The organism is Seohaeicola sp. 4SK31 (assembly GCF_028802875.1).
GTDB lineage: Bacteria > Pseudomonadota > Alphaproteobacteria > Rhodobacterales > Rhodobacteraceae > Seohaeicola.
Map to the genome: position 1 here is coordinate 41,076 of NZ_JARAMP010000001.1, position 12,840 is coordinate 53,915.

General features: G+C 64.1%; 10 protein-coding genes. 6 read left to right on the plus strand and 4 right to left on the minus strand.

All coding sequences use genetic code 11. The annotated features are described in order from the left end of the window. Nucleotides 1-210 precede the first annotated feature (210 nt). The 6 genes from PVW27_RS00210 to PVW27_RS00235 all read left to right on the plus strand — a co-directional run bounded on the left by PVW27_RS00210 (nt 211) and on the right by PVW27_RS00235 (nt 5,310). Nucleotides 211-1,617 (plus strand): FAD-binding oxidoreductase, encoded by a 1,407-nt coding sequence (locus PVW27_RS00210; protein WP_274554475.1) that lies wholly within the window; start codon nt 211-213, stop codon nt 1,615-1,617. Next, nucleotides 1,614-2,195: an NAD(P)H-dependent oxidoreductase gene (locus PVW27_RS00215; RefSeq protein WP_274554476.1), complete on the plus strand. Its 582-nt coding sequence runs from the start codon at nt 1,614-1,616 to the stop codon at nt 2,193-2,195. Before PVW27_RS00210 ends, PVW27_RS00215 begins: the two co-directional genes overlap by 4 nt. Next, nucleotides 2,196-2,825, plus strand: a complete 630-nt coding sequence (locus PVW27_RS00220; protein ID WP_274554477.1) for an NAD(P)H-dependent oxidoreductase — start codon at nt 2,196-2,198, stop codon at nt 2,823-2,825. Then, nucleotides 2,822-3,754 (plus strand): isopenicillin N synthase family dioxygenase, encoded by a 933-nt coding sequence (locus PVW27_RS00225; protein ID WP_274554478.1) that lies wholly within the window; start codon nt 2,822-2,824, stop codon nt 3,752-3,754. Before PVW27_RS00220 ends, PVW27_RS00225 begins: the two co-directional genes overlap by 4 nt. Then, the gene (locus tag PVW27_RS00230) at nt 3,751-4,551 is read left to right on the plus strand and encodes a creatininase family protein (RefSeq protein WP_274554479.1); all 801 of its coding nucleotides are present in this window, start codon (nt 3,751-3,753) and stop codon (nt 4,549-4,551) included. Before PVW27_RS00225 ends, PVW27_RS00230 begins: the two co-directional genes overlap by 4 nt. A 147-nt stretch (nt 4,552-4,698) precedes the next feature. Further along, nucleotides 4,699-5,310 carry a Crp/Fnr family transcriptional regulator gene (locus tag PVW27_RS00235; RefSeq protein ID WP_274554480.1) on the plus strand — a complete coding sequence of 204 codons (612 nt, stop codon included), beginning with the start codon at nt 4,699-4,701 and terminating at the stop codon, nt 5,308-5,310. Nucleotides 5,311-5,317: 7 nt separating this feature from the next. Here PVW27_RS00235 and PVW27_RS00240 read toward each other — a convergent pair whose 3' ends face one another. The 4 genes from PVW27_RS00240 to PVW27_RS00255 all read right to left on the minus strand — a co-directional run bounded on the left by PVW27_RS00240 (nt 5,318) and on the right by PVW27_RS00255 (nt 12,793). Beyond that, nucleotides 5,318-6,208: a transglutaminase family protein gene (locus PVW27_RS00240; protein ID WP_274554481.1), complete on the minus strand. Its 891-nt coding sequence runs from the start codon at nt 6,206-6,208 to the stop codon at nt 5,318-5,320. 15 nt (nt 6,209-6,223) lie between these two features. Further along, entirely contained in the window at nt 6,224-8,617 is a 2,394-nt protein-coding gene (locus tag PVW27_RS00245) for a circularly permuted type 2 ATP-grasp protein (protein ID WP_274554482.1), read from the minus strand. Then, nucleotides 8,617-11,976 carry a transglutaminase family protein gene (locus PVW27_RS00250; protein WP_274554483.1) on the minus strand — a complete coding sequence of 1,120 codons (3,360 nt, stop codon included), beginning with the start codon at nt 11,974-11,976 and terminating at the stop codon, nt 8,617-8,619. Before PVW27_RS00250 ends, PVW27_RS00245 begins: the two co-directional genes overlap by 1 nt. Before the next feature lie 121 nt (nt 11,977-12,097). Then, nucleotides 12,098-12,793 (minus strand): GNAT family N-acetyltransferase, encoded by a 696-nt coding sequence (locus PVW27_RS00255; protein WP_274554484.1) that lies wholly within the window; start codon nt 12,791-12,793, stop codon nt 12,098-12,100. Nucleotides 12,794-12,840: the final 47 nt, after the last annotated feature.

A 12,840-nucleotide genomic window follows, 5' to 3' on the forward strand; every position in this document is an offset into this window, starting at 1 on the left:
GAAGCAACACCGGCGGGAATCGCTTCGGCCCGCGCGCACATGGGGAATTATTGTGCAGACGCAGCATTCCCTGCCGCTAAATTGAGCGAAGCGGCAGGACAACCGCGGAAATCACGCGGCTGCATGTCCCTGCCATATGCCACGTCCGCAGGCAGGGTGGCAGAACCTGTGGGACCGACATGCAGACCCAGCCCTTTGAAAGGCCATCCCATGACACCCAATGTGCAAGCCGCGCGCGATGCGCTGGCCCATCTTGAAATCGACGAGAATCCCGCAGCGTTGAAATCCAAAAGCCGGGATTTCTTTTGGTATTCGCCGGTTCTCAAGACCCGGCTGGATCATCTGGTGGGTGATTTTGTCGTGGCCCCCCGGAACGAGGCCGAGGTGATCGAGGTTCTCAAGACATGCTACGCCCATGACGTGCCGGTAACGACGCGAGGGGCGGGGACGGGCAATTACGGGCAGGCGATGCCGCTGGCGGGGGGGTGTATCCTGCATATGAAGAACATGACCGCCGTGAAAGAGGTGCATCCCGGCCGCGTCATCGTGGAGCCGGGTTGCCTGTTGAAGGATGTGGATGCGGCGACTCAGGCCCATTCCGGGCAGGAGTTGCGGATGTTCTCAAGCACATGGGCGACGGCGACGATCGGCGGGTTTGTTGCGGGCGGATCGGGTGGCGTTGGGTCTGTGACATGGGGCAGTTTGCGTGATCTGGGCAATATCATCCGCCTGCGTGTGGTGACGATGGAGGCAGAGCCCCGCGTGCTGGAGTTCCGGGGCGAGGAATTGGCGCGCGTCAGCCATGCTTACGGCACCAACGGGATCATCACCGAGTTGGAGATGCCGCTTGCCCCCGCCTATGACTGGACCGGGCTGTTCGTGGCCTTTGATACGTTCGAGGATGCGGCGGTCTATGCCGAGGAGATCGCCAATCAGGACGGGATTCTGCTGAAGCTGGTGACGGTGTTCGAGGCCCCGATCCCGCAAGCGTATTTCCAGCGGGTGAAGCCCCATATCGGCGAAGGGCAGCATATGGTGGGGCTGATGGTGGCGCCGCATGCGATGGACGGGTTCAACACCTTCACCGCGCGGCGGCCCAAGGCGCAGGTGATCTACCGGTCGGACGCTGACACATGGGAGCGCGGGCCAGGCGCTGTGTTCGAATATGGCTGGAACCATACCACGCTGCGCGCGCTGAAGGTGGACCCGTCGATTACTTACTTGCAGGTGCGCTATGGATACCCGGACCATCAGGCCAAGGTGGCGGCGATCCGCAAGGCCTTGGGCAAGGATGGCGAGGTGATGCAGCATCTGGAAGTGCTGCGCGAGAATGGCAAGGTGATGTTCGCGGGGCTGAGTCTGGTGAAGTTCACCACAGAGGCACGGCTGGACGAGATCGTGAAGATTCACGAGGATCTGGGCTGCATGATCTTTAACCCGCATCGCTATACGCTGGAGGAAGGTGGGCGGCAGACCGTGGATGACCGGCAACTGACCTTCAAGCGCGAGGCCGATCCCAAGGGGCTGCTCAATCCTGGCAAGATGATCGCCTGGGATGATCCTGACTGGAAATTCGAGGGCGTCTATCACTATCCCCGGATGCGGGCGGCGGAATGACCCGCGCGCTGGTCGTCTTTGCCCATCCCTGCGCTGAAAGTTTTTCGGCCAGTCTGCATGGCACGGTCGTGCAAACCCTGACCGCGCGGGGGTGGGAGGTCGATGATTGCGACCTTTACGCCGAGGGGTTCAACCCGGTTCTGTCAGAGGAGGAACGGCGCGGCTATCACGAGGTGGGACCCAATATCGCGCCGGTGGCGGATTATGTTCAACGCGTGCGGGCGGCTGAGGCTTTGGTGCTGGTCTTTCCGGTCTGGAATTTCGGATATCCGGCGATCCTGAAGGGGTTCTTTGACCGGGTGTTCCTGCCCGGCGTGTCCTTTCGGCTGGAGGATGGCAAGGTGCGTCCGAACCTGACGCATATCCGCAAACTGGCAGCGGTGACCACCTATGGCGGGACGCGGATGCGGGCGCTGCTGGCGGGTGATCCGCCGCGCCATGTGGTCAAGCGGGCGGTCTGGCATGTGACGCGGCCCGATACCCTGCGATATCTGGCGCTATACGACATGAACCGGGCCACGGACGCGCAGCGCCGCGCGTTTCAGGGCCGGGTAGAACAGGAAATGAAGGTGTTCTGAATGCGTGCGCTGGTTGTCTATTGCCATCCTGATCCCGGTAGTTTTACCGCCGCCGTCCGCGATCTGATCTGCGCGCGGCTGACGGAGGCCGGGGCGGATCTGCGGGTGCTGGACCTTTATGCGCGCGGGTTTGACGGCGCGCTGAGCCGGGATGAATGGCGCGGCTATCTGGACAGCCCCGCCAACCGCTTGCCAGTGGCCGAGGATGTCGCTGCGCTGGAATGGTGCGATACGCTGATCTTTGTCTATCCCACATGGTGGTATGGCCTGCCGGCTGTCCTCAAAGGGTGGCTTGACCGGGTGATGCTGCCGGATGTGGCGTTTCTGATGCCCGACGGTGTGAACAAGACGATCCGCCCCGGTCTGACCCATGTCACGCGGTTGGGCGTGTTCACCACCTGCGGGGCCAGCCGTTGGCTGACCTTTCTGGTGGGGGCACCCGGCAAGCGGACGTTGCTGCGCGGGGTCCGTCTTCTTTGCGCGCGGGGATGCCGCACGGCCTTTGCGGCGCATTACCTGATGGACAGTTCGACGCCTGAAAGCCGGACGGCGCATCTGGCACGCGTCGGGCGCGCGATTGATCGGCTGGTCGGCAACAGATCCAGCCAGAGACAGGAAAGCCGGGCATGAGCGGGATTCCCATCCTTGATTGGCGGCAGTACCGGCAGGACAGCACGCGGCCGGGCTTTGTCGCAGAGCTTGGGCTGGCCTGCCGCGAGACGGGATTCTTCCTGTTGATCGGGCATGGATTGGCGGAATCATTGTTGGAGGAGGTGTTCCGCCTGTCGGCGGCCTTCTTCGCGCTGCCCGATGGCGAGAAGGCGGCTTTGTCCATCCGGACCAATCCGCACAACCGGGGTTGGGTGATGATGGGTGCGGAGCGGCTGGACGAGGATTCGGGCCAGATCGACCGGAAAGAGGCGTTCAATATCGGACTCGAGATGACGGCGGACGATCCCCGCCTGTTGCGCGGCGAGGCGTTTCGCGGCGTGAACCTCTGGCCTGATCTGCCGGGGTTCCGCGGCACGATGCTGACCTATTTCGACGCGGTCTGGTCGCTGGGGGTCGGGTTGATGCGGGCTGTCGCCAGTGATCTGAAACTGCATCCGCAGTTCTTCGATCTGGATTTCGACTCGCCGATGGCGACGCTGCGTTTGCTGCACTACCCCGCTGCGCGTGGAGACAGTGCCGAGATCGGCGCGGGCGCGCATACGGATTACGGCGCGCTGACATTGCTGGCCACGGATGGCACAGCCGGGTTGCAGGTGCAGGGCAAGGATGGCGGCTGGCGGGACGTGCCGCATGTGCCCGGGGCCTTGATCGTGAATATCGGCGACTGCCTGATGCGCTGGAGCAATGACCTTTATGCCTCGACCCCGCATCGGGTGTTGCCACCGCCACGTGCGCGGCGGTCGGTTGCCTTCTTTCTGGACCCGAACCCCGACAGCATGATCGCCGCCCTGCCCGGAACCGGCATCCCGCGCCATGCCCCGATCCTTGCCGCCGACTATCTGCGCGCGCGGTTGGATGCCACCCACAAACCCGAAGGCCAAACATGAGACGACTGGACTGGGCGCAATACCGCGCCCCCGAATTCGCTTTGATCGATCCGATGGAGACGATCGCCATTCTGCCCACGGCCGCCGTGGAACAGCATGGGCCGCATCTGCCCGTGGGTGTGGACATGATGATCGCCGAGGGGATGCTGGCCGAATTACGGCGGCAATGCCCGGATGATCTGGATATCCGGATCCTGCCTGTGCAGGCGGTGGGCAAGTCGAACGAGCATCTGCACGCGGCGGGCACCCTGACCTTGTCGGCACAGACGGCGCTGGCGGCATGGGTCGAGGTCGGCCTGTCGGTCGCCCGCGCCGGAGTGCGCAAGATCGTGATCGTCAACAGCCATGGCGGCAATCTGGATCTGGTGTCGATCCTGTCGCGCGAATTGCGGGTGCGCGCCGGGATGATGGCGGTCAAATGCCAGTGGAGTTCCTTTGGACAACCGGAGGGGATGTATCCACCGCGTGAATTGAGCTTTGGCATCCATGGCGGCGATGTTGAAACGTCGATCATGCTGGCGCTCCATCCCGAACTGGTGGACATGGGTGCGGCGCGGGATTTCACCTCGACAGCAGAGGGGGCCGACATTCCGCCGGTCGGGCCAATCTCGCTGGCCTGGATTTCCGCCGATCTGAACCTGGCGGGCACTGTAGGCAATGCCGCAATCGCCACCGCCGCGAAAGGACAGGCAACGATCCAGCATCAGGTCACGGGTCTGATCGGGTTGCTGCGGTCGCTGAAATCGCTGCCGCTGGAAGGCTACGCTCCCGTACCGGAATCGGGACAGTTTCCCTAATTCGCCTCATGAGTGTATTGCTTTTGCGCTGCTCTCTTGTAGTCCCCCTCACGGTCAGCCACTATGTCAAAATTGTGGTGCCCGGAGGGGACGATGAATTTAAGTCGGCAATTTCCGCAACTTGCGAAAGCAGATTTCTTCGAGGACATGTCCTCAGCAGATATTTCGCAGTTTATTGACGCCTGTGAGTTGCGCACCGTACCCAGCGGTACGGTTGTGCTGGAACAGGGAAAGCTTGTCACGGGCATGATCCTGATTGCCCATGGTTGTATCGAGGTTTCGCTGATGAATTGCGAGGGTCATGTCGCGATCATCCATCATGCCCGCGAGGGCGAAACCCTGGGTGAGATCGAAGCCATCTCCTGCGAACCGTGTCTGGCCAGCTGCACATCCGTGGGTCCGGCCACGGTGCTGCATTGTCCGGTGTCACTGCTGGCAGAGTCTCTGACCAATCCTCTGGTGCGGCGGAATGTGATGCGAATCACGCAAAGCCGACTGCTGCGGGATAATCATCGGAAATACATGGATCAGAATTACCCGCTTGACCGGCGGGTCTGTGCTTATCTGCTGCGGCTTGCGGATCGGAACAATCGCGTGCCGCAAAGTCAGGGCTATATTGCCAATCTGGCGAATTGCTCGCGGCAGTCGATCAATCGCGCGCTTGCCGTTCTGCGCGAAGATGGGCTGATCTCGGTCGAGAAGGGGAAGATCCGGTTGCAGGATCGGGACGGGCTGGAGCGCCGGCTGGCCGGTCAGTAGAGCGGCGTCAGTTCAGCAGCGGGATCACATCCACGGCCTGGCGGCTGCTTTGCCCACCGGCCACGCGCAGCATCCCCTTGACCGGAGAGACATCGGCATAGTCGCGACCATGGGCCACCTCGATATGATCAGCGCCGGCGCGGCAATCATTGGTCGGATCGAACTCGATCCAGCCGGCTTGCGGGCCGCACCAGGCCCTGACCCAGGCATGCATCGCGTCGGCCCCTTCCAGACGGGGACGACCGGGTGGCGGTCGGGTTCTGAGGAAACCGCTGACATAGCCTGCGGGAATTCCCAGACTGCGCAGCGCGCCGATCATGATATGGGACATGTCCTGACAGACACCGCGGCGCTTTTCAAAAGCTTCGGCCATGGGCGTGTCCACCGTGGTGGCCTTGGAATCAAATCGGATATGACCGTGAAGGGCAGAGCCTATCGCCGTAATCGCGTCGCATGTGTCGGGGGATGGGGGCAGGCTTGCGACGATGTCACGTGCAAAGCTGGCGATCTGCGGCAGATGCGGCACCCGCGCTGAGGGCGCGATGAAGTGCAGTGGCGAGTCCGCGCCAAGATCGCGGCATTGGGCCAGCAGCGTTGGCATGTCGGCCAAATCGGCGGAGGCGCCGGTCTGCGGCGCAGGGTCAAACCGTTCGATCCGGGCCTTGAGTGTCAGATCGACATGGTCATGGGCGCCGCGCAGGGCGAATTCGACGGTAGGGTTGCCGAAGAAGTCCGTCCATGTTCGCCGCTCTGCCGGGCGGGGCGCGATGTCCACAAGGGACGCGATCACGCGCTGACGGCCCGGCACTTCCAGCGGCATGATCCGCAGCAATTGCCGCCCGCCTGCTGCGGCACCGGTATAGTCGTAGTGAATGTTCAGGGTGATGTCATAGATCACGGATCATCCCCCAGACTATAGCAGAAAGGCGTCATGCAGCGCCGTGGACAACGCCAGAATGTCGCCATGCAGCGTCTTCAAGGCTTCGCTGTCGAGTGTCTCGACGGTGTGGAGCGCCACCCGCGTGTCCAGTTCCAGAACGCGACGTTCGAATTCGGTGATCTGCGCTTCGGGGCGGTGGGCGGCGAGATCGTCGACACGGTTGCGTATGGCCATCAGGTGAAACCGGATCGAGCGCGGGTTCTGCGGGTCAAGGGCGAGCATGTCGATGACGCTGCTGCGGGTGGTCGTGACGGCATAGCGCTGGCGGTGGATCATGATGCTGTCGCCGAATTCGATGGCCAGATCCAGCGCGCCATCCGGGGCCTTGGGCGCGGTGGTCACGGCCAGAAGGTCCGCCATCATCGCTGCGCGTTCCAGCGAACGCCCGATGGTCAGGAATTGCCAGCCCGCCGCGCGATACATGTTCTCGTGCACCAAGCCCGAGAAGCCTGCGATCTTGCGCAGAAGCACGCTCATCACAAGCGCGGCGTCCGTCCCCAGCTCGGCGGTCTGGGCGATGCGGCCCATGGATTTTTCAAGATCCTTGAGCGCGGCCCAGCCATCGACCGAGAAACGGTCGCGGATCTGGCTGGCGCTGTTGACGGCAGAGGCCAGCGTTCCGCGCAGCCCGTCGGGAAGTGGTTGCCCCGGGTCGATCCCCAAGGCGCGCAGACGGTCGCGGATCAGCGCCAGCAGCGGTTCGGTCGCGGCCTCGTCCAGTCGGCTGTGATAGGCGCGGGTCAGGCGCAGGATACCCTCTGTGCGTTCCACATAGCGGCCAAGCCAGAACAGGTTGTCTGCCGCGCGTGACGGAAGCGGACCAAGCTGTGCGCGTTGAAAGGGCGTGTCGGGCGGGGTCAGCATCGAAACGGGTTCGACCGCTGTATCGCTGACGACCCAGACATCGGCCACGGCCCCGCCCTGCCCCATGGCGATGGCGGTCGCGTCCGAACCGGTCCCGATGCGGCCAAAGCCGCCGGGCATGACCTGCCAGCCCTGCGGTGTGCGGGCGAGAAAGACACGGATCGTCATCGGACGGGGCACAAGGGTGCCATTTTCGAATACGGGGGTGGTGGACAGGGTCACCATCTCCTGCCCGACAAGCTGCGCTGCGTGGGCCGTCAGCCATGCGTCCAGATCGCCCCCCTCGCCCCCGCGCAATTGCCCGCCGATGGCATGGATGGCTTTGGTTTCGAACGGCATCCGGGTGGACAGGGCCGGTCCGATCATCATCCGCGCGGCATTGGCGCGGACATGGGCCAGTTCCGCAGGCTGACCGCACCACCAGGTGGCCACGTTGGGCAGGGCCAGCGGCTGCCCGGTCAGATGGCGGCTGATGCGGGGCAGGAAGGCCATCAGCGCCTGAGTTTCCAGCACACCTGCGCCCAGCGCGTTGACCATCGTCACCTGCCCCTGACGGATCGCCGAGACAAGACCGGGGGTGCCGATCTGTGACTGCGCGGCCAGTTCCAGCGGATCGGTCCAGATCGAGTCCATCCGCCGCCACAGCACCTCGACCGGGACAAGCCCTTGCACGGTACGGACCTGAAGGCGGCCTTGATCTACCGTCAGATCCTCGCCCGCAAGGAGGCTGAGGCCGAGGTAGCGCGCGATATAGGCCTGTTCGTAATAGGTGTCGGTCAGCGGACCCGGTGTAAGGATGCCGATGCGTGCGGCGGGATCGCTGCACAGGTGATCCAGACCTTCGCGGAAGGCGCGGAAGAACCCGGCAAGGCGGTGCACATTGGTCTGGCGGAACAGATCCGGAAAGACGCGGGAGGTAGCGACACGGTTCTCCAGCGCAAAGCCGGCACCAGAGGGGGCGTCGGTGCGGTCCGACAGCACCCACCAGCGCCCGTCGGGACCGCGTCCGATCTCGAACCCCACGAAATGCAGGAAGTGGCCGGAGCGGGGTTTGACCCCCACCATCGGGCGCAGCCATTCAGGGCTTTGCGCGATCAGGCTGGCGGGAAGATGCCCCTTGGCCACCAGATGGTTGTCACCATAGAGATCGGCGACCACCTGCTCCAGCAGATCAGCGCGCTGGATGAGGCCCGCGCTGATCTTGGTCCATTCCGCCTCGGGCAGGATGATCGGCACGGGGCTGAAGGGCCAGTCGCGCCCTGAGAGGGTGGTGTCGCCGTAGCTGCGGAAAAAGACGCCTGCATCGGCCAGATACTGATCGCCGCGCGCGAAATCATGGGCGATCTCGTCCGGTTTCAGGCGCGATAGATGGGCCAGCAGACCGGCCCAGCCGGGCCGCATGCGTCCGTTTTCGTCGCAAAGCTCGTCCGGCACGCCCGGCAGGGGGCGATATCGCTGGAACAGGGGAACGCCTCCGTCCGTTGGATGCGCCAGAGAGGCCATCAGATCCCCGCCGCCCGCCGCAGGTCGAGGGTCATCGGTGCCTCGGAATGCGGTGTTTCCGGCACCGGCTCATAAAAGCCCCCCGTATGGCCATGCGGCTCGAACCGGGCCAGCCGCCGCGCCTCGGCCTCGTTGCCGTTCACGGGGAAGGTGTCGTAGTTGCGCCCGCCGGGGTGGGCTACGTGATAGGTGCAGCCACCGAGCGCGCGGCCTGTCCAATTGTCGTAGATGTCGAAGGTCAGCGGTGCATTGACCGGCAGGGCGGGATGCAGCGCCAAAGGTGGCTGCCATGCCTTGAAGCGGACGCCCGCGACGCTGACGCCATTCGTGCCCGTCTTTTGCAGCGGCAGGCGGCGGCGGTTGCAGGTGACGGTGTAGCGATCAGGATCGGATGTGGTCAGTTTGGCTTGCAGACGCTCGACCGAGCTGTCGGTGTAGCGCACGGTGCCGCCGATGGCCCCGGTTTCGCCCATGACATGCCACGGCTCCAGCGCTTGGCGCAGTTCCAGGGTCACGCCCTCGACCGCCAGTTCGCCGCAGAAGGGGAAGCGGAATTCGGCCTGCGCCTTGAACCAGTCGGGGTTCAGGTCGAAGCCATGCTGGCGCAGGTCGGACAGCACTTCGAGGAAATCGGCCCAGACGAAATGCGGCAGCATGAAGCGATCCGACAGGGTGGTGCCCCAGCGGGTAAGGTTGCCTTTGATGGGGCTGGCCCACATCCGCGCGATCAGGGCGCGGATCAGGAGTTGTTGGGCGAGGCTCATGCGCGGGTTGGGCGGCATCTCGAAGCCGCGGAATTCGACCAGACCCAGCCGACCGGTGGGGCCATCGGGGGAGTAGAGCTTGTCAATGCAGATCTCGGCCCGGTGGGTGTTGCCGGTGACGTCCACCAACAGGTTGCGGAAAAGGCGGTCCACCAGCCAAGGCGCGGGTGGGGTGCCCTGCCCCGGCAACGGCACTTGGGCCAGCGCGATTTCCAGTTCGTAAAGCGCGTCCATCCGCGCCTCGTCAATCCGGGGGGCTTGGCTTGTGGGGCCGATGAAGAGGCCAGAGAAGAGGTAGGACAGTGAGGGGTGCCGCTGCCAATGCAGGATGAGGCTGGCCAGCAGATCGGGGCGGCGCAGGAAGGGGCTGTCGCCGGGGGTGGACCCGCCGACCACAACGTGGTTGCCACCGCCGGTGCCGGTGTGGCGACCGTCGATCATGAACTTGTCGGCGCCGAGTTTGAGTTGGCGGGCTTCTTCATAGACCGCCTCGGTCGTGGCGACGCAGTCCTGCCATGTGTGGGCGGGGTGGATGTTCACCTCGATCACGCCGGGATCGGGGGCGACGCGGATCACGTTCAGGCGCGGGTCATGCGGCGGGCCATAGCCTTCGATATGGACGGGCAGGCCCAGTTTCTTGGCGGCAGCTTCAGCGGCGGCAACCAGATCAAGATAGTCCTCGACCTGTTCGACGGGGGGCATGAAGACGCAGAGCCGCCCGTCGCGGGGTTCAACCGATACTGCGGTGCGGACCGCGCCGCCCAGTTCGCCGATGACCTGCTCGTTCCGGGTCTGGCCGGGTTCGGTGGCGGTGAAGCGTGTCGCTTGCGCGGGATGCTGCGCCGGTTCCGAGGCAGGACCATCCGCAGGCGTATGTGATGTGGCTGATCGTGCGTCGTCCGGCAGCGGGCCGCGATTGTCAAAAGGATCGGCGGGGATCACATGGGGATACTGGGCCTCGGGGATATGCGGCAGGGCCGAGAGCGGCAGGCGATAGCCGACCGGGCTGTCGCCGGGGACAAGGAAGAGATGGCCGCGGCGCAGGGTCCATTTCTCGGACCGCCAGACACGGCCTGTGGCGCGGGCCTGCCAGCGTTGCACCGGCAGCACGAAACCGGATGGTTCTGTCAGGCCGCGTGCAAAGACGCGGGCGATGCGGCTGCGTTCTTCGGGGTCTTTGAGTTCGGAATTCTGCGGTGTCACGTTTTCGGGCAGATTGCCTTCCTTGATGATCCATTCGGCGGGGTCTTCGAAAGCGGGCGTGACGTTTTCGGGCGGCACGCCCAATGCCTCGGCCATGGTTGACAGCAGCGCCGACGCCTGATCCGGGGTCACGGTCGCGTCGGTCTTTTCCGGGGCGATCAGGGCGGGGTCGGACCAGATCGGTGCGCCATCGGTGCGCCAGTAGAGCGAGAAGGTCCAGCGCGGCAGGCTTTCACCGGGATACCATTTGCCCTGTCCGTAATGCAGGAATCCACCCGGCGCGAAACGGTCGCGCAGGCGGCGGATGAGGGCATCCGCAAAGATGCGTTTGGTGGGGCCGACGGCTTCGGTGTTCCATTCAGGCGCTTCGAAATCGAGGGTCGAGACGAAGGTCGGCTCGCCGCCCATGGTCAGGCGCACGTCGCCTTGGCGCAGGGCTGCGTCCACTTTTTCGCCCAAGCTATTCAGTTCAGACCATGCCGCATCCGAGAAGGGTTTGGTGATGCGCGGATGTTCGGCCACGCGGGTCACGGTCATGTCGAAATCGAAGGTCACATTGGCCGCGCTGGCGAGGCCAGAGATGGGGGCTGCGTTGCGGTAATGCGGCGTGGCGGCCAGCGGCACATGGGATTCCCCCGCCAGAAGGCCCGATGTGGGGTCAAGCCCGATCCAGCCGGCGCCAGGCAGATAGACCTCGGCCCAGGCGTGCAGATCGGTGAAGTCATGGGTGGCCCCCACGGGACCATCGACGGCGATCAGATCGGGCTTCAACTGGATGAGGTAGCCCGAGACGAAGCGCGCGGCAAAGCCCAGATGGCGCAGCGCCTGCACCAGAAGCCAGCTTGTGTCGCGGCAGGAGCCCTTGGCCAGTTCCAGTGTCTGTTCCGGGGTCTGCACGCCCGGTTCCAGCCGGATGACATAGCCGATCTCCTGCGCAAGCCGGGCGTTCAGGCCGACGATCATATCGACGGTGCGCATGGGATCGCGCGGGACAGTGGCCAGCCATGCCTGCAACAGCGGCCCGGCGGGTTCGGTGGTGCGGTAGATCACCAGATCCTCGGCCACATCCTCGGGGTAGGTGAAGGGCCAGGTATCGGCCGATTCCTCGACAAAGAAATCGAACGGGTTGTAGACGGTCATGTCAGCGGTCAGATCGACCTCGATCTTCAGCTCGCGCACGGGCTCGGGAAAGACATAGCGGGCCAGCCAGTTGCCATAGGGGTCCTGCTGGTAGTTCACGAAGTGATTGGCCGGGCTGACCTTCAGCGCGTGCGACACGACCCTTGTCCGACTATGCGGCGCCGGGCGCAGGCGGATGATCTGCGGTCCAAGGCTGACCGGGCGGTCATATTGGTAATGGGTCAGGTGATGAATGCTGGCAAGGATGGACATGGGCACCTTTGGGGTCAGGGCTGCCCCCTCGTTTTTTCACAGCCCCCCCTGTCATACCATCACAAACTGCGCGGAGGCCCGGATTAACCCTTATCCGCCTGAATTTCCGGCATTCGGCCTGTCAGCCCTGGTGCAACCTGTGGCGCTGTTGGCCGTCCGCATCAAAGTTTGCCGGATCGAGCCAAGCCGCGAATCCCGCGCGCAGGCGGGACCATTCGCTGTCGATGATGGAAAACCACGCCGTGTCCCGGTTGCGTCCCTTGTAGGTGATGGCTTGCCGGAAGGTGCCTTCATAGGTGAAACCCAGCCGCAGCGCCGCGCGACGCGACGGTTCGTTCAGCGCGTCACATTTCCATTCATAGCGGCGATAGCCCAGTTCGTCGAAGGCGCGGGACATGAGCAGAAACATCGCTTCGGTCGCGGCGCGGGTCTGGGACAGGGCGGGGGAGAAGTTGATATTGCCCACCTCGATCACGCCATGGGCCGGGTCGATCCGCATCAGGCTGGCGACCCCCAAGGGTGTGCCGTTCACAAGGATCGTGTGGAAAAGCGGATCATCGGTCAGGCAGGTCGCGTCCATCCATGCGCGGTAAGCGGCCAGATCGGCAAAGGGGCCGGCGGGCAGATAGGTCCAGATGCGGCCTTCGGAATCGGCGGAATAGGCGTGGAAAAGGGCGCTGGCATGAGCCTCTGGATCGAGTGGCACCACGTCGCACCATTGCCCCTGCATCGCGGTGCGTGGCGGGCGCGGGCGTGGCAGGGTGATCGTCAGGGGTGCGCCAATCGGCTGGCCCAGAGCGTTCAAATGATCGGTCATGCTTTGGCCCTTTGCGCTGATGCTTTGGAACAGGCTAGCCTTTGCGC